Raw genomic sequence first — 19,524 nt, 5'->3', positions numbered from 1 at the left:
TTGTTTGATTAATAGGTATCAATATAATTTTAAATTGCTCTAATGTAATATAGGTGAGGACTTTAAGAACGAACTAAAGTAGTTTTCACGGGTAAGCCATCTTACTACCTAGATCACTAAATTATATTGATTTTCTTTGCTTTTATTTTGTATAATAATTAACTTTATCTCAGACGTTCAACAAACAACGCGTCATTCGTGGAGTATATTGAAATAGCAAAAACAATATATTGATAATCAAAGATTTACAAGAAGGGTTCGAATCCTTCCGGGTGTACATAATCCCACTAGTATCTGATACTAGTGGGATTATTTTTTTCCATTCCCAGCCGTCCCTAACTGACTTTTATCATTTTTTGAACTAACCTATCTCACTGATATACAAATAAATACCATTTATATTTGAGCATTAACCATTATAAAACCCTCAAACATATGAAAAAGATCCTGATTCCAACTGACTTCTCAAGCTGTGCCAAAGCAGCTGAAAAATATGGTATTGCCCTTGCAAAGAAAATAGATGCAGAGGTTCTATTCATGCACATCATCATCACTCCCATTGTATGGGCCAAACTCACACCTGAACAAGAAAACTTATTCCCGGATAAAAAAAGTGAAATCAACGCTGCCAAGGCAAATCTTAAAGACCTTGTGGAAAGAGCTCAAGCAATGGGTATATCGGCCAACAAACTACTTGTCTACTCCAATGGAGCTGAAAGAATCAATAAGTATGTAGCATCAGAAAAAGTTGATATGGTAGTGATGGGTTCTCACGGAACTTATGGCTTCAAAGAGCACATGCTAGGCTCTAATACTTACTCCATGCTTAGAAGAACCAATGTACCTGTCATAGTCATTAAAGAAGGGTTTGAGCATAGCCGTATAGATACTTTGGTAATCGCTACTAATTTCAGAGAAGAGACAGGTAAATCCTTTGCACAAATTGAAAACTTTGCTGAATTGCTAAAGGCAGAATTAAAGGTACTATACGTCAATACGCCAGATCATTTTGTAGAGACAAACGACATCTTAAAAATCGGACAGTCATTTTTAGATGAATTTGCAGCTTACAATCATGAAATTAATATTGTAGATGCTTTTCGAGAAGAACGAGGAATTATACAATTCGCCAAAAAGACCCAAGCCGATGCCGTTGCCGTAATTACATTTGGTAAATCAGATTTACTCCAATATTTCTCACCAAGTGTCACGGAAAATTTGATCGCTATGATCGATATTCCTGTGATCAGTTTGAGAAAAAATACTTTTTAAAAAATAATGATTAAAATAGGTTTTGTTAAAAGTAAAAAAGCAGGAGAAATTCTCCTGCTCTTTATATGAAAACTAAACCAACTATTATTTAACTACCACAATTGAAACAAAAATACTATATAAAAATAATATTCAAAATTATTTACAAAAAAGGTGTACAAATACCTACTTTTTGTTATTCACCTTATACAAAATACCTAGTGCAAGTGCCTGAGAGTATTGAATTCCAGGATCCATGTCAAGATCATAGACATTGATACTTGTAAAAGTCACATCAACAAATCGGGTAATTTTTGCAATCAAGGTCACATCTAATCTATGGTCAATGGTTCTAAATGCCAATGTTTCATAATTAGCAAACATCTGATATCTAGATCTGATGGAAAGATTATCTGTGATATCTTTATTGTAAGTAGCAAAAAGCTGCAAGGCTAACCATTCTGTTCGTACGGTTTGACCCTCAGGCACACCATAGTTACTAGGTACATTCTGGATGATTGTAGGGTCAGTCACGAAAGTAAACCTAGGTGAAAAAGGCGCTATACGCAATGCAAAGTCCTTGTTAGGCTTGTACTCCATACCAATACCAGAAGTCAAAAAAGCTGGTGATAAAAACCCCGAAATCAAGGTGCGCTGATCATCTGGGCCGAACTCAAAACCATCAGTAAACTGCGTCAAGAAATTTATTGATCCAAAATACGACCAATTTTTTCCTGCTTTATAACCAACTTTGGAATCAAAGAAAATTCTATCGTTTGATTTTCTTAATTGTTGGCCTTCATTTTTTACAATACCATAAATTAACTCTAACTGATTATCCCAACTCAACTTACCTTTGGCATAATTTGCTTTTCCTGAGACAATTGACCCAAAAGCGACTGAATTAACACCACCCGCCTTCCAATTGCCACTAAAGGCAGCTTGATTAAAATTCAAACCTGCACTGAACTCAGAGTCCCAATAGGTCGTATCTTTCTTGGAATCAATGTTCAGAGAATCTATATCCTGACCAAATGTTTGAGAAATAATAAATAAGAAGAAGCAAAATGTAAATAGATTTTTCATTTGGTTATATTTAAAGTAAACATTAATATCAAACAATTTCAAAATTGTAAAATTTATATACTTAATCAAAAAAATACGTTTCGATTAAAACGCATAAGCATGAAATTTCATCAAACTGCTCTAATTCTATCCATCCTAATTATAAGTATCTCTTGTAGTTCTATTGAGCTTTTTAAGGAAAATGTCGAATTGAGGCCCTACAAAGAAAATAGGTCCTTCGTGATAGTTAACAAAGAAATCAACCTAAAAGGAGTCGAAGATGAATTGATCAATGAAAAAATTATCAATGAAATAGAAATTAAAATGAAGGATCTAGGTCTATATTATGACCGAGATACGCCTGATGTGGTTATCAAATTCAGTTCGAATGAAGATCCCCGACAAAAAGAAGTTTTTCAAAATCAGTTTCCAATGTGGGGGATGCGTGTATGGGATCCTTGGATGTATGATCCTAGATTTATGGGTAGACAGAACATGGTATCAACTAGAAATTATGAATTGATTCAACTCATAATTGATTTTATTGATCCGAAGCAAGATAAAATGTTGATGCGTTTAACTGCGGTTTCGGAAGCATCTACTATCAAAACCAAAAATAAAAAGCTTATAAAATCAGTAGATAAAATTGTCAAAGCTTATGATCAGCATATGAATCAAAATTAAAATCAACCTGTCTAAATGACCCTTTAAATGGAAAAGCGAATCAACTCCCTCAAAGAATTTTATCCATACTACCTTCAAGAGCATCAAAACCCAACAAGTAGGCTGTTACATTTCATTGGAACAGGGCTTGTACTAATCATTTTTATTGTGAGCATTTTTCTCAGTAGGTTTTGGTATTTGGCTACCATCCCCTTGGTTGGATACGGATTTGCTTGGGTGGGTCACTATTTCTTTGAAAAAAATAAACCAGCTACTTTTAAGTATCCTTTTTACAGTTTAGCCTCAGATTTTATCCTTTTTTACGAGATTTTGACCAAAAAACAGAAAATTAATCCCTAATTAACTTGATTTTAAAAAAAATTCTTAAGAAGTGTATTGAATATCAAAAGTATTGATGTATTTTTGTATCAATATTTATGTATTTCAACACAACTATTCTGCACTTCAATGCTTAAGATAGTACTTATAGACGACGACCCAATCAGCACTTTCGTTACGGAAAAGTTGATTTCAAAAAACATCAAAGTTCCTTGCAGAATTTTCAAATTCCAAAGTGCAACTGATGCCCTAAAGGATATTTCAAATATCCATCCTAATTACTTGTTTCTAGATCTCAACATGCCAGAAATGACAGGTTGGGACTTTCTAGAAGAATTTGAGCCCTCTGACTATCAGCCAGAAGTCTATATCTTAAGTAGCTCAGTGGATGAAAGAGATATCAACAAAGCAAATAACTATCAACTGGTCAAACAATACTTATCAAAACCTTTGATAAAAAAGTATATTAAAACTATTTTTAATTAACGGGCCTCGAGCCCGTTTTTTTATTTCTCGCGCATTCATAATCAATTTTATTACAGTGCTCTATCTTTTTGGATTTTGTCCAAACCTACTTGTAAATTGTTTGTTATGTAATTAAGATTAAAATACTAGATAAGATTTATGGCTAGACCGAGTTTAAAATTGATTCAGGCTTTTAGAAGAACGATAGAGAAACTGAAAAACGGGGCTCCTTATCAATGGGGTCACATGGGGGCTTGCAATTGTGGCAACCTTGCACAAGAAATAACACAATTCACAAAAGCAGAAATTCACCAATATGCCATGCAGAGACATGGTGATTGGAACGAGCAATTGATAGATTATTGCCCTAGCAGTGGAGTACCCATGGACCTAGTGATTGACAAATTGGTACAAGCGGGCCTGACAATTGATGATTTGGCTCATTTGGAAAAACTCTCTTCTCCTATTGTGCTTAAAGAAATCCCAATCGAACGCCGTCATAAACTTGTTAAAAACAACAAAGAAGATGTGGTCTATTATTTGGAAGTTTGGACTAAGATTCTTGAAAATCAATGGCTGGAACAAGAAAATATAAGTCTGGAAATCAAGGATAATTATTCTGATAAAAAAAATAATAAAGTAAGGGTATTGGCATAAATAAAAATTTTGCTGTATTTAGTGATTACCAATCCAATTAATATATTTGAGTCACTAATCAATATCAGACTATGGACGATTTTGAAGATGAATTTGATGATTTCGAAGATTTCGAAGATGATGATGACGAGTTTGCTGAGGAGTTTCAGGACGAGGTTTATGACCTAGATGAAGACAGTGAATTGATAGACGACGGCATTTTGGATTTCGACGATGACGACGACTTCGACGACGATGATTTCGACGAAGATTTCGATGATGAAATTGATTAATCTTAAAACATTAAAGCAGAGCCTCCTCAGGTTCTGCTTTTTTTATTTACTTCTTTGACGAGTTGCTTCTGTGTATTATCTTGCGCAAGAATTCAACAGATCTAATCTATAATCTTATATAATATGCTACTACAAATTTTCAACTCCCCTATAGCCTCAGGTGCGCAACTGTTCTTGTTAATCGTTTGTATTTTGATTGGTTTGGGAGCAGGCCTTTCTGCAATGGATGTAAGAAGCACTTTGTTCAAAAAAGATTCTGAAGAAAAAGAAGAACATTAATCCTTCAAAAAGATATTACATAAAAAAGGCTCCTACATCGGAGCCTCTTTTATTTAATGCACATCACCCATCAGCTTCCTAATAGGTTTACTAATGGCAAATAATAATAATCCAGCACCAAGAGCAATAGACACGATCATCATATATTGTCCAGGCATGGCTTGCAGTGCATCTTCACTTCCACCACTCACTTCACCTGCGATCAATCCTGCAATCAAATTACCTAGCGCAACAGAGATAAACCACATCCCCATCATCTGTCCTTGATATTTTTCTGGGGCTAACTTGGTAGTCAAACTCAATCCAACAGGACTCAAACTCAATTCACCAAAGGTGTGTAGTAAATATGTGAAAACCAACCAAGTTGGGGCGGCAAGTTCACCTGAAGCAGCAATTTTTGCTGCAAAAAACATGACCAAAAAGCCTAAACCAAGAAGCAATAACCCAAATGTAAACTTCAATGGCGAACTAGGCTCCAAATTCCTTCTTCCCAACCATACCCACATCGCACCAAAGAAGGGTGCAAATAAAATGATAAACATGGAATTGATAGATTGGAAATAACCTGTAGGGATCTCCCAATTCAAAAATGTTCTATCGGTAAACCTTTCAGCAAATAAATTCAGCGTAGAACCTGCTTGTTCAAATCCCGACCAAAACAAAGCTGAGAACAATATTATAATTACTATGGCTAAGGTTTTCTTTTTTTCATCTGCATTCAATCCACCAAAAAGAAAAACATATCCAAAATACAAAAGCGTAATTACTCCAATAATTTTATAGGCCAAATTTGCGATTTCAAATGCATTGATGCTAATCACACCCATAAACATCAACAAAACCACAATTGCAGCTAAAGTAACGGCAACACCCGAATATTTAATCAGCGAAGTTCTTGACTTTTCTTCGTCGGGTGTATTGACAGCAATTGCTTCTCCTTTTCCATCTAAATAATGACCAGTCAACTTATATTGCACTAATCCAATCAACATCCCTAGCCCTGCTAATCCAAAGCCTAAATGCCAATTGTATACCGCTAAAGTCGAGCATGCAATCGGTGCTATAAATGCCCCAATATTGATTCCCATATAAAATATAGAAAAACCAGCATCTCGCTTACTACTTCCAGCAGGATAAAGTTGACCTACAATAGAGCTGATATTGGGTTTCAATAAACCAGTCCCAATAACGATCAATACTAATCCTAAAAAAAATGAATTGATATCCCAAGCAGATAGCTCAGTGGTAGCTACAGAAGATTCAGAAAACAACTCCAACAGTCCTGGGAGTGCCATGGTAAAGTGTCCAATCGTAATAATGATTCCACCATACCATACAGATTGCTTCAAACCAAACAGCCGGTCTGCAAACCACCCCCCTGGTAGTGCCAATAGATATACACCCATGGTATAGAGGCCATAAATGGCGCCACTTGTCCGGTCATCAAATCCTAATCCACCACTTATAACCGGAGTGGTCATAAATAGAATTAACAAAGCTCGCATTCCATAATAACTGAATCTTTCCCACATTTCAGTGAAAAATAAAGTCATCAAACCTTTAGGATGTCCAAATATGGTAGGTCCATCTAAGATGTCCTCACCGACGGACTTCAATGCATCGTTAGGAAGTTTTTCCAATTTATCAGAATTTTTAAGGTGAATTAAAACATAAGAGCTACAATGATAAGAGATTTTTTTAAATTCTGATAGCCCTTCACTATTGTTTTATACTTGAGCTATTTAAGGATTTTTAATCAAGAAAGTTGAAAATCACACCAAATAAACACTTGCTAAACCAGCTATATATAATTACCTCCTTTTATGTTCCGAAATCGATTGAATGGCAAAAAAAAGGCACTTTTTAGTAAAATGACAATTCTTTATTCCATATCTTTGGGCTTCGAAAATAACCCAAATAAAACATCATGAATATGCAAGATCTAGAGCTCAAGTCAGCTAATAAAAGCTTGTCTGAACTAGGCATCAACAACACCGCAGAAGTTATGTGGAACCTGACTCCTGCTGAATTGGTAGAACATGCACTTTTCAACAATGAAGCTGTGCTCACAGACACTGGGGCTCTGATGGCTGATACTGGTGCATTCACTGGTAGATCACCAAAAGATCGGTTTGTAGTAAAAGATGCTAAAACAGCCGATAGCGTTTGGTGGGGAGACATCAACATTCCTTTTGAAGAAGAAAAATTTGATGCGCTTCATCAAAAAATGGTGAAATTTTTGACTGACAAGAAACTATATGTCAGAGAAGCTTATGCTGGAGCAGATCCCAATTATAGGTTAAACCTCAAAGTTGTGAATACGCTAGCATGGCAAAACCTATTTTGCTACAACATGTTCTTGCGACCAACTAGTGAAGAGCTAAAAAACTTTGAGTCAGACTTTACGATCATTTGTGCTCCAGAATTTGAAGCTGATCCAGAGGTAGATGGTACTAGACAAAAGAACTTTGCTATCATTAATCTCAGCAAGAGGATGATTTTGATAGGTGGGACAGCCTATGCAGGTGAAATGAAAAAAGGAATTTTCTCAGTACTCAACTTTATCCTTCCTCACGAAAAAGGTGTGCTTTCTATGCATTGCTCTGCTAATGTTGGGCAAGATGGAGATACCGCTATTTTCTTCGGCTTATCTGGAACAGGCAAGACCACTTTATCTGCAGACCCTAATAGAGGCTTAATCGGAGATGACGAACATGGTTGGAATGAAACATCCATTTTCAACTTTGAAGGTGGTTGTTATGCCAAGGTAATTGATCTGACTAGAGAAAAAGAACCTGAAATTTGGGATGCTATTAAATTTGGAGCCATCGTAGAAAATACCAGGTTCTACGAAGGCAGTAGAACTGTTGACTATACCAATAATACGGTTACTGAGAACACCAGAACAGCCTACCCTATTCACCATATCAAAAATGCCATTGAACCATCATTGGCTGGAATTCCTAAAAACATATTCTTCTTAACAGCGGATGCGTTTGGTGTAATACCTCCTATATCTAAATTAAACAAAAGCCAAGCAATGTATCACTTCATCTCTGGCTACACGGCCAAAGTAGCTGGTACTGAAGTCGGCGTTACTGAGCCAAAGACTACCTTCTCTGCTTGTTTTGGAGCTGCTTTCTTGCCGCTTCACCCTACCAAGTATGCAGAATTGTTTGGTGAAAAAATGGAAAAGCACCAAGTCAATGTATGGTTGATCAATACTGGCTGGACAGGAGGGCCTTATGGTATTGGCTCTAGAATGAAGCTTAAATATACAAGAGCGATGATAACTGCTGCTTTGGAAGGAAGGCTCGACAATGTTGGGTTTAGAAAGCATAGTGTATTTGGCGTAGGTATTCCAGAGTCTTGTCCAAACGTTCCAGACGAAGTATTGAGCCCTAGAGCAACTTGGGATGATAAAGAAGCGTATGATAAAAAAGCAAGAGAACTCGGAGCAGCTTTTATTGCTAACTTTGAGAAGTACAAAGATTTTGCTACTGAAGATATCCTAGCAGGATCTCCAAACCTATAATCAATTGGCCCTTTTAAATATAAGCCCAAATAAAGGAGTGCTTCGGCACTCCTTTTTGTTTGATTAAGTCTAAATCTTCAACCATAGATTCAAAGTTTTACTATTTTTGTCGAAACAAATCATTAAAATGAAAACAGCAGAGATACATACCGAAAAAGGCATCATGAAAGTAGAATTCTACGAAAATGATGCACCAAAAACAGTCGAGAACTTCATCACTTTATCTAAAAAAGGTTTCTATGATGGATTAACCTTCCACAGGGTAATTCCTGATTTTGTCATTCAAGGAGGATGTCCTAACGGGACAGGTACAGGAGGCCCTGGCTACAAAATCGATTGTGAACTTAATGGAGATAATCAATACCATGATAGAGGGGTATTGTCTATGGCTCACGCCGGAAGAAATACTGGAGGATCGCAGTTTTTTATCTGTCACAGTAGAAACAACACCAGCCATCTAGATAGAAATCATACATGTTTTGGGAAAGTAGTTGAAGGTTTAGATGTGATTGATGATATCAGAGCTGGCGACAAAATCGAAAAAATTGTAATTAACGAAGCCTAAGCTTAAGACACTGTAAAAAACAAAAAAGACCTTTTAAAAGGTCTTTTTTGTTTTGAATGATATTGATTTCTGAAATAAATTAGCCAAACAAAGCTCCTGCAATTGTAGCGGTCATCATACATGCCAAAGTAGCAGCAAAGAGTGCCTGCATGCCCAATTTAGAGAGATTACCTTGCTGATTGGGAGCAATACTTCCTATACCTCCCACTTGAATAGCTATGGAGCTGAAGTTTGAGAAACCACACAAAGCATAAGTAGCTATTACAATAGATTTGGGAGAAAGGTTATCTGCCGCTTTCAAATCTGCTAGACTCAAGTAAGCAACAAATTCATTAATTACAGTCTTTTGGCCTAAAAGTGAGCCCACCGCCAATGTTTCGCTCCACTCCACTCCTATCACCCAGGCAAAAATACGAAAGACTTGACCAAGAATATACTCTAAAGAAAAACCTGAAAATTGACCATCAGTAGAAGAAAGCACAAATGCATTTAAACCAGTCCACTCTCCTATTAATCCTGACAATATAAAATTCAAGGCTGCTATCACCGCGATAAAAGCTAGTAACATGCCACCTACATTCAATGCCAGCTTCAATCCCTCTGAGGCCCCAATAGACATGGCGTCAATCAAGTTGACCCCCATGTTCTCCTGATTGACTTCTAGCTTATCATTGATATTTTCTTTTTGTACCTCAGGGATCATGATTTTGGACATGACGATTGCAGCGGGGGCATTCATGATGCTTGCGCCCAATAGATATGCAGCGAATCGGCTTTGCTCTTCCAAACTATCTCCTCCCAAAAAGGCCACATAACCTGCCAATACACCTCCTGCTATAGTTGCCATACCACCTGTCATCAGACACATCAATTCGGACTTCGACATGGTTGGGATAAATGGTCTAACCAAAAGCGGTGCTTCCGTCTGCCCTAAGAAAATATTACCAGCAGCCGATAAAGATTCAGCTCCTGACAATCGCATGGTTCTTGACATGACCCAAGCGATGACAAATACCACTTTTTGCAAAATTCCAAGGTAGTATAGGCCAGCTGAAACTGTCGAGAAAAATATGATAGTTGGGAGTACTTGAAAGGCAAAAATAAAACCAAATGAATTTGTAGCTAAATCTCCAAATATAAATGTGGCCCCAGCTTCAGAGAAAGACAAAAACTTTACAAACCCCCTACTGACTGTTGCAAAGATATTGGCTACAAAATCAACTTTTGTAATTAAGTAACCAAAAACAGCTTGAAGCACGACTCCTATACCAACTAATCTCCAGTCAATTTTCTTTTTATTTGCTGAAAAAATAAATGCTACAAGCAATAAAACTATAATTCCAATAAGTCCTCTGAAATAATCCATTCAAACAAGCTTTGGGCTAGGTTAACTAATTATGATTGAAATAACCGTTAAAGATAAAGGTTTTGCTTCGATTAATAATAAAAGAAAAGCCTGGCTTTTGGCCAGGCTTTTCAGTTTTAGTTTCTTTTGTTGATTTCATCTCTTATCCGAGCAGCCTTTTCATAATCTTCATTATGAATTGCTTTGTCTAATAGCTGATTTAGTTTCTCAAGACTAAAATCTTTAAGTGAATCTGAAGATTTTTTAGGACTTGGAACTGGTCTATTTGATTTAGCGGCTTTTGGAGAGCTTGATTTCTCTTCATCCTCGTTGACTTCTATTGCTGCTTCTGACATTACTTTAGAAGTGCAGAATATAGGAGCATCAAACCTTACAGCTATAGCAATAGCATCCGAAGGCCGGGCATCTATTTCCACCATTTTGGAAGCATTCTTACAAATTATTTTTGCAAAGAATACACCCTCTTGCATATCAGAAATTAGAATTCTTTCAATAGAAAAACCAAACCCCGTCGCAAATGACTTAAACAAGTCATGAGTCATGGGTCTGTTTGGGATAATCTTTTCTATTTCTATAGCAATTGCTTGAGCTTCAAACATTCCAATAACAATGGGAAGTCTCCTTCCTCCTTCAAGCTCTCCTAGCACCAGCGTAAAAGAACCTGATTGGGTATGATTAGATGTAAGCCCAAGAATTTCTAATTCAATAGTATTGTCCACTTTATTTGATCGCTTTAATAGCCTCCGTTAGTTTGGGTAGTACTTCAAATGCATCGCCAACAATTCCATAATCCGCAGCCTTAAAGAATGGAGCTTCTGGATCCTTATTGATAACTACGATGTACTTTGAAGAATTTACTCCCGCAAGATGTTGAATAGCACCCGAAATTCCAACTGCTACGTACAAAGTTGGCGCAACTTTTACTCCAGTCTGCCCTACGTGCTCGTGATGTGGTCTCCATCCAATATCAGAAACAGGCTTAGAACAACCAGTAGCAGCGCCCAACTCCTTGGCTAAGCCTTCGATCATTCCCCAATTCTCAGGTCCTTTCATGCCTCTTCCCCCTGATACTACAATATCAGCCTCTGGTAGAAGAATTTCTCCTGTAGCTTTATCTGTTGAAGTAATATTGGTTGCAAAACTTGCATCTGAAATAGATAAATTAACTGCCTCTACTGGAGCATCAGCACCATCTGTTTTCAGGTCTACAGCATTTTTCTTTACTGCCAAAATCTTATGGTCTGTACTTACAGTAGTCTCTGCAAAAGCTTTACCTGTGTAGATGCTTCTTTTTACTTGATAGCCTGAAGATGTATCTGGCAAATCCACAACATTAGAAACTAACCCTGCATTGAGCTTCACTGCTAATCTAGCTGCTACAGCATCCCCTAGCGAAGACTTTGCCAATACGAGTGTATTGGCACCTACTTGCGTGTAAACTTGAGCTACTGCTTCAGCATGTGCCTGAATAATTCCTGCGGTCAGTTTATCGTCATTTACATGTAGCACTTTGGATGCTCCTGCTGTACCTGCTTTGGAAAGCTCACCTTCGGCAATTGCCCCAAGAGCCACGGCTATTACATCCCCTCCACCTAGTTTGTCCGAAAGTGCCTTCGCGTAGGATACAGCCTCTAAACTTGATTTTTTGACAGCACCATCTGCGTGCTCTATATATACTAAAATTGACATATGATCTTATTTTAAATGATTGAAATGGAATTAAAGGACTTTGGCGTCATTTTTCAAAAGTCTTACCAATTCCTCTACATTGTCTTTATCAACTAACTTAACGGCTCCTTTTGCAGGAGGAAGTTTAAATTCTACTACCGAGGTTGCTGTTGTATCATCTTTTGGTTCTACTACATTCAGAGGCTTGGTTCTAGCTGACATAATTCCTCTCATGTTTGGAATTTTCCATTCTGCGATTGGCTCCTGACAACCCGCGATTAATGGCAACTTTGCTTCTAAATATTCCTTGCCACCTTCTATTTCTCTAGCCATTTTCACAGTATCGCCTTCGATATCCAGTTTCATAACTGGAGAAATTGATGGCATATTCAACAATTCACCGACCATACCATGGACCATACCTCCGTTGAAATCAATCGATTCTCTACCCATTAGGATCAAATCATAATTATGCTCTTTGGCAATGGCTGCTATCTGATTGGCAACAAAAAGTGAATCCTTAGGGAAAGCATTGACTCTGATAGCATCATCTGCACCTATAGCCAAAGCTTTTCTCAAGGTAGGTTCAGTCTCTGCTTCTCCAACATTCAATACAGTCAAGCTCGCACCCAGCTGTTCTTTGAGCTCCACAGCTCTTGCAAGCGCATAGTCGTCGTATGGACCGATGATAAACTGCACCCCATTTTTATCAAATTTGGTGTTGTTGTCAGTAAACTGAATTTTGGATGTGGTATCCGGTACGTGTGTAATACAGACAAGAATTTTCATTATGTATATTTAGGTTATTTATTTATTTTAAATTGCGTGAATTTAGTCATTAAGCCTTTAATTAAAAAAAGAAATCATGAGCAATTTGTCCCGCATTGAGATACTTCAAACCTATGCAGAACAAGAACCAAGTAATCCTTTCAATTGGTATGCTTTGGCTTTAGAATACCGAAATGTAAACCCTGAAAAAGCCCTAGACTATTTTAATAAACTCCTTACAGAACACAAGGTTTATCTCCCTACATACTATCACGCAGCTTTACTTTATGCAGAGATGGATCATTTGGAACAAGCAAAAAACATCTACGAAAATGGTATTGCTCTAGCCAAGGAATTAGGAGATCAACACGCCTTGAGTGAACTTCAAAACAGCTACCAAAATTTCTTGATAGAGTATGATTTAATCTGATCCTTCAAAGCTAATAACTATTTTCCCAAGCTGCTTTCCTGCTTTCATTCTGTCAAAAGCTGCTACAGCCTGCTCTGGTTGGTATATTTGATCTACGATTGGTTTGATGTTTTGTTTCTGGACAAAGTCAAGCATTTGCTCAAAATCTCTATCAGTTCCCATAGTACTTCCTATCAATTGGATTTGATTCCAGAAAATCTTTCTAGCATCTAGCATAGCAGGATTGCCCTTTGTAGCACCATAAAACACAATTCTACCACCTGGTTTGACCACTTTGATTAGATTATTCAGCGTATCACCCATGGCACTATCTATAATCAAATCAAAACCTCCAGTTTCCTCCAAAGATTTTTTGACCCAAGTATCATCAGTATAATTGTAAACACCTAGGGCTCCTATTCCCTTTGCAACTTCCAATTTCTCAGCAGAGCTACTACTCACATATACAGATGCACCCGCCGCAATTGCAAACTGAGCTGCAAACTGTGCTACTCCTCCTCCAAAGCCTGTGACTAAAACTTTTTCACCTGATTGGACCTTACCTTGCGTCATCAGTGCTCGATAAGCAGTCAATCCCCCCAAAGGCAATGCAGCAGCTTCTTCCCATGTGAAACCTTTAGGCTTATCATGAAGCCTATCTGTATTGACCTTTACAAAAGCCGCTAGGGTACCATGATCGGGCATTCCTAAAATTTTGAATTCTTTGGATTGAGCCTTAGGATCACCCCCCCAATTCATGGCTGGATTGATCAACACTTCTCTTCCCACCACCGAAGCATCGACCATCTCACCTGTCTTCTCTACAGTTCCTGCACCATCACTACCCAAGGTGATTCCATCTTGTAATCCTGGATATAAACCTTGACGACACCATTCATCTCTATGATTCAAGGCCGCAGCCTTAACTTTCACCAGCACCTCTGAAGGTCCAAGATGTGGTTTTTCGATTTCAGCTATTTCAATTTTCTGATCTAAAGATCTATTAAGTACTATTGCTTTCATGTGTCTATTGTCAGATCTTACTTCTTTTTCAGTTTTTGAACAAGGGTATAATACTAAGGTTCAAAAAACAAATAGGAAGCTCAATTCGTGAACTCCCTATTAATAATTATTTTCACTTCCTCATTGCCTTGTAAGCATTGATCAATCCGTTGGTCGAGGCGTCATGACTGCTAATCTCATCATCATGCTCTAACTCGGGAAAAATAGCATTTGCAAGAACTTTTCCAAGCTCTACCCCCCATTGATCAAAGCTAAGAATATTCCAAATTACACCTTGGACAAAAATCTTATGCTCGTACATAGCTATCAATTGTCCTAGAGTATATGGATTGATTTCTTTTACTAATATGGAATTAGTAGGCCTGTTGCCTTCAAACACTCTATGAGGTGCTATTTTCTCAATTTCTTCAGTGCTTTTTCCTGCGGCTTTCATTTCTGCTTGAACTTCTTCTAAGCCTTTTCCATTCATCAAGGCCTCTGTCTGTGCAAAAAAGTTCGACAAAAGCTTATTATGATGATCGCCGATTGGATTATGAGACTTGGCAGATGCAATGAAATCACAAGGAATCAAATGTGTTCCTTGATGAATCAATTGATAAAATGCATGTTGGCCATTAGTACCCGGTTCACCCCAGATAATAGGACCAGTTGGGTAATTTACTTTTTCATTATTTCTGCTTACATATTTCCCATTAGATTCCATATTCCCTTGTTGGAAATAAGCTGCAAACCTATGCATGTATTGATCATAAGGCAAGATCGCTTCTGAGGTCGCTCCTAGGAAATTGGTATTCCAAATACCAATCAAGGCCAATAAAACAGGAATATTTTTGTCAAATTCAGCCTTTCTGAAATGTTGATCCATACTATGCGCTCCAGCCAATAATTGTTCAAAGTTATCGAAACCTATCACACAAGCTATGGGTAATCCAATAGCTGACCAAAGTGAGTATCTACCTCCTACCCAATCCCAAAAAGCAAACATATTTGCAGTATCTATTCCAAATTCCGCCACTGCTTTGGCATTGGTAGAAAGCGCCGCAAAATGTTTTGCAACAGCCTCATCTTTTTTTGCATGCTCCATAAACCAAGCCCTTGCAGTGTGCGCGTTGGTCATAGTCTCTTGTGTAGTAAATGTCTTGGACGCTATAAAAAATAAGGTAGTCTCAGGATCTACTTTTTTAAGAGTCTCTGCAATATGTGTCCCATCTACATTGGAAACAAAATGAATTTCCAAATCAGGATTTTGGTATGGCTTCAATGCTTCAGTCACCATAACAGGACCCAAATCAGAACCTCCAATACCAATATTTACTAAGGATTTGATTGGCTTACCTGTGTACCCCAGCCATTTCCCTCCATAAACCTGTTCCGCAAAATTTTTCATCTGTGCCAATACAGTATTGATGTCAGGCATGACATCCTTACCTTCAAAAAATACTGGATCGTTACTCCTATTTCTCAGTGCAGTATGCAAGACCGCTCTATTTTCAGTAAGATTAATCTTCTGTCCAGTAAACATAGATTCAATCGCGGATCTGAGATCTATTTCTCTGACTAAATCTAATAAAACTTGCTTAGTCTCTCCGTCAATTCTGTTTTTGGAATAATCTAAAAGGATATCCTCTATTTGAATTGAATTTTCTGAAAAGCGATTTGGATTAGAAAATAGTGATCGGATATTTTCCCCTTTTTTAATTTCGGCCAACTGAATTAACTTTTTCCAAGCTTGAGTTGAAGTTGGATTGATGTTGTTCATTTAAGATATTGATTTAATAGGTTAAGATTATCTATTTGATTAAAGGTAAGTTTAGGATATTGCTTAATATATAAACCGCTGCTTTTGAGAAAATTTTATAGATTGAGAAGCAACATTGCAACCCCAAAGTAAACTGCTAGACCAATAAGGTCATTTGCAGTTGTGATAAACGGACCTGAAGCAATGGCTGGGTTCACACCAAAACGATTGAGCACTAAAGGAGTAACTGTCCCCATGAAAGAAGCAAGCAATACAACACAAAACATCGCCAAACCAATCGTAAAACCAAAAATTGCTTCAAAGCCATATATAAATTTTACAACTGCAAAGACAAACAAACCCAATACAACTCCATTAAGCAAAGCAATCAAAAGTCCTTTGATAAACCTTTGCCAAGGTGTATCATCAAACACTGATTTGGAAGCTAAAGTCTGAACCACTAAGGAAGAGGATTGAATACCAACATTTCCACCAGTTGCAGCAACAAGCGGTATAAATGAAGCAAGAGCAATGTATTTACTCAAACCATCCTCAAAAAAACCAATGATTTTGGCACCCATCAAGCCTCCAATTACGCCAATCAAAAGCCAAGGTAACCTCGCTTTGGAAATTCTAAATATAGAATCCGACTCCTCCACATCGGCAGAGATACCAGTCATGGCTTGCATATCCTCTTCCGATTGCTCTCTAATGACATCTAATATATCATCGACGGTAATCCTTCCAACAAGCTTGTTTTTTGCATTGACTACTGGAATAGATTCCAAGTCATACCTTCTCATGATCTCAGCTACCTCCTCTTCGTCCAAATGCGTAGGAACAGATATCAATTCAGGTTCATAAATATCAGCAATTTTAGTATCCGAAGATGCTAAGATGATTTTTTTCAAGGAAACACGACCAAGTAAGTGTTGCTTGTTATCTACGACATATATTGAATATATTTTTTCTACTTTCTCTGCCTGTCTTCTGATCTCCTCAATGGTTTGAATGACATTCCAATTTTTATTGGCTTTGATAAATTCTTTGGCCATCAAACCACCAGCACTATCCTCATCATATCTCAATAGATCAAGGATGTGGGCTGACTTCTCTTTTTCTTGTAGATGACTGATGACATCTTCCCGCTCCCTGACTGTGAGCAGGTTCAATATATCTACCGCATCATCAGAATCCATTTGATCTATATAAGCAGCCAACTCTGACGGCTCCATTTCATAAATCACTCGAGTCAATGAATCCTCATCAAGTTCTATCAAAATATCTGCCGCTACCTCAGCCTCCAATAAACGAAGTACATACAGCGCTTCTTGCATATTTAGCTCGTCCAAAAGCGCAGCTATATCAGCTTCATTGACTCCATCAAATGACTGTTTGATGAAGTCAATGTCAGTTAACTCAATTGCCTCTCTAAGACTTTCTAGGTACTCTTTTGATAATTCAAAAACTTTTATTGGTTCCAAGACTCTTCGATTTTGTTGGTTAAATAAATAAATTCTTCAACACCCAATTGTTCTGCGCGCTTATCTAGTAAGGTATCAGCCTTGAGCTCTTCAGAAATACCCATACTTTTCACTGCATTCCTCAAGGTCTTCCTCCTTGTACTAAATCCTTGTTTGACCACACGAAAGAATAATTTTTCATTACAGTCTAATTTTTCAACTTGATTTCTTTTCAGACGGATCACTCCAGAATTTACTTTGGGAGGTGGGTTGAATACACCTGGAGGTACCGTAAATAAGTACTCTATATCATAGAATGCCTGAAGCAATACGGAAAGAATTCCATAATCCTTATTCCCTTTAGGCGAAGCGATCCTTTGGGCTACTTCTTTTTGCAACATGCAAACCACCTCAGTGACTTGGTCTCTTTCCTCTAAGACCTTAAAGAAAATTTGGGAAGAAATATTGTAAGGAAAGTTTCCTGCGACTACATAAGGGCCGTTCATGATGTTCTTGAAATCTTCTTTCAAGTAATCTCCATCTATGATTTTACTTCCGAGTGATGGGTATTTTTGATGAAGGTATGCAATAGATTCTTTATCGATATCAACCAAATAAAGGTCCCAATCTTCTAGTAAAAGAAAGTCTGTCAAAACCCCCATTCCAGGACCAATTTCGAGGACTTTTTTTACTCCTCCATGTCCTGTGACAGCCTTGGCAATCTTCTCTGCAATACTCAGGTCAGTCAGAAAATGCTGTCCAAGGTGTTTTTTAGGTTTGACTTTTTCCATGCGCTTACTCGGATTATTTTATATAAATTGCAGTTCCAAAAATAAGACAATAATCATTAAGGTCTAAATTATTTCCCATTCTGCTGGTAGTCAGCCTGAATGTGAATTAATCTTAAGATCTCTAAGTATTGACATAAACTGATGAATCAGAGAAAGAACAAACCAGTCGTAGGAATCAGCATAGGAGATATCAATGGCATTGGAGCTGAAGTTACCATGAAGGCATTGATGGATAATAGAATTCAAAAACTAGTCACTCCTGTCATTTATGCTCACGGCAAAGCAATCACTTTTTACAGAAAACAACTCGAGATGGATGAATTTAACTTCATGCAAATCCGCTCTGTAGATGAAATTCATCATAAGAAAATCAACCTTATCAATGTAGTGGAAGATAGTCCTGAGGTAATTCCTGGGGTAGAAACTCAAGAAGCTGGCAAAATGGCACTTGCTGCTTTGAATCATGCGATCGAAGATTTAAAAGCCGGGAAGATTGAAGCATTAGTAACGGCTCCTTTGAACAAAAACAACATCAATTCAGGAGACTTGAAGTTTGTTGGACATACGGAGTATTTGACAGCAGCATTTGATACGAAGGAGAGTTTGATGTTTTTGGTCGCTGAAGATATCCGAGTTGGCATAGTGACGGGACATATTCCCCTCAAGGATATCGCTCAAAACGTCACACCCAACAATATCAAATCCAAACTCAACTTGATGCTCAAATCACTCACTGATGATTTTGGAATTGCTAAGCCAAGAATTGCGGTATTAGGGCTAAATCCACATGCTGGAGAAGATGGGCTATTGGGTGATGAAGAAATTAACATCATACAACTTGTTATTCGAGAATTCAAAGACAAGGGTCATTTGGTATTTGGTCCCTATCCAGCAGATGGTTTTTTTGGCATGATGCATCAAAAGAAATTTGATGGTGTCTTAGCCATGTACCACGATCAAGGCCTCATTCCATTCAAATCTATTGCATTTGAAACAGGCGTCAACTTCACTGCAGGGTTACCAATAGTCAGAACCTCCCCTGACCACGGAACTGCATACAATATAGCTGGTAAAAATGTTGCAGACGAAGGATCTATGCGGGCAGCTATACTACAAGCATATGATGTTATCCGAAATCGAGGAAACTGGGAAGAAGAAGAGGATAATTGATTGAAAGCTTAAACATGCAATTCTATCAAACATGCTG

Annotated in this window: 21 protein-coding genes; 11 read left to right on the top strand and 10 right to left on the bottom strand. The window is 37.6% G+C overall.

Annotated elements, in window-relative coordinates; genetic code table 11:
- The first annotated feature begins 435 nt into the window (after positions 1-435).
- Positions 436-1,272: a universal stress protein gene (locus BW935_RS15375; protein WP_076502677.1), complete on the top strand. Its 837-nt coding sequence runs from the start codon at positions 436-438 to the stop codon at positions 1,270-1,272.
- Between the two features lie 165 nt (positions 1,273-1,437).
- Here BW935_RS15375 and BW935_RS15370 read toward each other — a convergent pair whose 3' ends face one another.
- Positions 1,438-2,337, bottom strand: coding sequence for a DUF3078 domain-containing protein (locus BW935_RS15370; RefSeq protein ID WP_076502676.1), 900 nt, complete (start codon positions 2,335-2,337; stop codon positions 1,438-1,440).
- 99 nt (positions 2,338-2,436) lie between these two features.
- Between BW935_RS15370 and BW935_RS15365 the strand changes: the two genes are divergently transcribed.
- From BW935_RS15365 to BW935_RS18475, 6 genes are all read left to right on the top strand, one after another.
- Entirely contained in the window at positions 2,437-3,000 is a 564-nt protein-coding gene (locus BW935_RS15365) for a DUF4136 domain-containing protein (protein ID WP_076502675.1), read from the top strand.
- A gap of 27 nt (positions 3,001-3,027) precedes the next feature.
- The gene (locus tag BW935_RS15360) at positions 3,028-3,339 is read left to right on the top strand and encodes an Mpo1-like protein (protein WP_076502674.1); all 312 of its coding nucleotides are present in this window, start codon (positions 3,028-3,030) and stop codon (positions 3,337-3,339) included.
- Between the two features lie 108 nt (positions 3,340-3,447).
- A complete protein-coding gene (locus tag BW935_RS15355) occupies positions 3,448-3,804 on the top strand; it encodes a response regulator (RefSeq protein WP_076502673.1) in 357 nt (118 codons plus the stop codon).
- A 138-nt stretch (positions 3,805-3,942) separates the two neighbouring features.
- Entirely contained in the window at positions 3,943-4,440 is a 498-nt protein-coding gene (locus BW935_RS15350; RefSeq protein WP_076502672.1) for a hypothetical protein, read from the top strand.
- Positions 4,441-4,511: 71 nt separating this feature from the next.
- Positions 4,512-4,712, top strand: coding sequence for a hypothetical protein (locus BW935_RS15345; protein ID WP_076502671.1), 201 nt, complete (start codon positions 4,512-4,514; stop codon positions 4,710-4,712).
- Between the two features lie 123 nt (positions 4,713-4,835).
- Complete coding sequence (locus tag BW935_RS18475) at positions 4,836-4,991, top strand: hypothetical protein (protein WP_175606679.1); 156 nt, start codon at positions 4,836-4,838, stop codon at positions 4,989-4,991.
- 53 nt (positions 4,992-5,044) lie between these two features.
- Here the strand turns inward: BW935_RS18475 and BW935_RS15340 are convergent, their stop codons facing one another.
- A complete protein-coding gene (locus BW935_RS15340) occupies positions 5,045-6,544 on the bottom strand; it encodes a peptide MFS transporter (RefSeq protein WP_394333613.1) in 1,500 nt (499 codons plus the stop codon).
- Positions 6,545-6,924: 380 nt separating this feature from the next.
- Between BW935_RS15340 and pckA the strand changes: the two genes are divergently transcribed.
- Positions 6,925-8,526, top strand: a complete 1,602-nt coding sequence (gene pckA, locus BW935_RS15335; RefSeq protein WP_076502691.1) for a phosphoenolpyruvate carboxykinase (ATP) — start codon at positions 6,925-6,927, stop codon at positions 8,524-8,526.
- Positions 8,527-8,653: 127 nt separating this feature from the next.
- Positions 8,654-9,091: a peptidylprolyl isomerase gene (locus tag BW935_RS15330; RefSeq protein ID WP_076502669.1), complete on the top strand. Its 438-nt coding sequence runs from the start codon at positions 8,654-8,656 to the stop codon at positions 9,089-9,091.
- Between the two features lie 79 nt (positions 9,092-9,170).
- Here BW935_RS15330 and BW935_RS15325 read toward each other — a convergent pair whose 3' ends face one another.
- From BW935_RS15325 to BW935_RS15310, 4 genes are all read right to left on the bottom strand, one after another.
- Positions 9,171-10,457, bottom strand: a complete 1,287-nt coding sequence (locus BW935_RS15325; RefSeq protein WP_076502668.1) for a NupC/NupG family nucleoside CNT transporter — start codon at positions 10,455-10,457, stop codon at positions 9,171-9,173.
- A 116-nt stretch (positions 10,458-10,573) separates the two neighbouring features.
- Positions 10,574-11,176: a bifunctional nuclease family protein gene (locus BW935_RS15320; protein ID WP_076502667.1), complete on the bottom strand. Its 603-nt coding sequence runs from the start codon at positions 11,174-11,176 to the stop codon at positions 10,574-10,576.
- Between the two features lies 1 nt (position 11,177).
- Positions 11,178-12,146 carry an electron transfer flavoprotein subunit alpha/FixB family protein gene (locus BW935_RS15315; protein ID WP_076502666.1) on the bottom strand — a complete coding sequence of 323 codons (969 nt, stop codon included), beginning with the start codon at positions 12,144-12,146 and terminating at the stop codon, positions 11,178-11,180.
- A gap of 30 nt (positions 12,147-12,176) precedes the next feature.
- Positions 12,177-12,914 carry an electron transfer flavoprotein subunit beta/FixA family protein gene (locus BW935_RS15310; RefSeq protein ID WP_076502665.1) on the bottom strand — a complete coding sequence of 246 codons (738 nt, stop codon included), beginning with the start codon at positions 12,912-12,914 and terminating at the stop codon, positions 12,177-12,179.
- 76 nt (positions 12,915-12,990) lie between these two features.
- Between BW935_RS15310 and BW935_RS15305 the strand changes: the two genes are divergently transcribed.
- Positions 12,991-13,323, top strand: a complete 333-nt coding sequence (locus BW935_RS15305) for a tetratricopeptide repeat protein (RefSeq protein ID WP_076502664.1) — start codon at positions 12,991-12,993, stop codon at positions 13,321-13,323.
- Here BW935_RS15305 and BW935_RS15300 read toward each other — a convergent pair.
- The 4 genes from BW935_RS15300 to rsmA form a co-directional block, all read right to left on the bottom strand.
- Entirely contained in the window at positions 13,315-14,325 is a 1,011-nt protein-coding gene (locus BW935_RS15300) for a zinc-binding dehydrogenase (protein ID WP_076502663.1), read from the bottom strand. The two genes, BW935_RS15305 and BW935_RS15300, sit on opposite strands and share 9 nt — an antisense overlap.
- Before the next feature lie 112 nt (positions 14,326-14,437).
- Positions 14,438-16,084: a glucose-6-phosphate isomerase gene (pgi, locus tag BW935_RS15295; RefSeq protein WP_076502662.1), complete on the bottom strand. Its 1,647-nt coding sequence runs from the start codon at positions 16,082-16,084 to the stop codon at positions 14,438-14,440.
- A gap of 95 nt (positions 16,085-16,179) precedes the next feature.
- Positions 16,180-17,547: a magnesium transporter gene (mgtE, locus tag BW935_RS15290; protein WP_076502661.1), complete on the bottom strand. Its 1,368-nt coding sequence runs from the start codon at positions 17,545-17,547 to the stop codon at positions 16,180-16,182.
- Positions 17,535-18,317 carry a 16S rRNA (adenine(1518)-N(6)/adenine(1519)-N(6))-dimethyltransferase RsmA gene (rsmA, locus tag BW935_RS15285; RefSeq protein ID WP_076502660.1) on the bottom strand — a complete coding sequence of 261 codons (783 nt, stop codon included), beginning with the start codon at positions 18,315-18,317 and terminating at the stop codon, positions 17,535-17,537. The genes mgtE and rsmA overlap by 13 nt, the downstream gene beginning before the upstream one ends.
- Positions 18,318-18,458: 141 nt before the next feature.
- Between rsmA and pdxA the strand changes: the two genes are divergently transcribed.
- Complete coding sequence (pdxA, locus tag BW935_RS15280) at positions 18,459-19,487, top strand: 4-hydroxythreonine-4-phosphate dehydrogenase PdxA (RefSeq protein ID WP_076502659.1); 1,029 nt, start codon at positions 18,459-18,461, stop codon at positions 19,485-19,487.
- The last annotated feature ends 37 nt before the right edge of the window (positions 19,488-19,524 follow it).

Origin of the sequence: Belliella pelovolcani, from assembly GCF_900156785.1 — a bacterium.
Classification (GTDB): Bacteria; Bacteroidota; Bacteroidia; order Cytophagales; family Cyclobacteriaceae; genus Belliella; species Belliella pelovolcani.
This window is presented reverse-complemented; position numbering and strand designations above follow the sequence as displayed.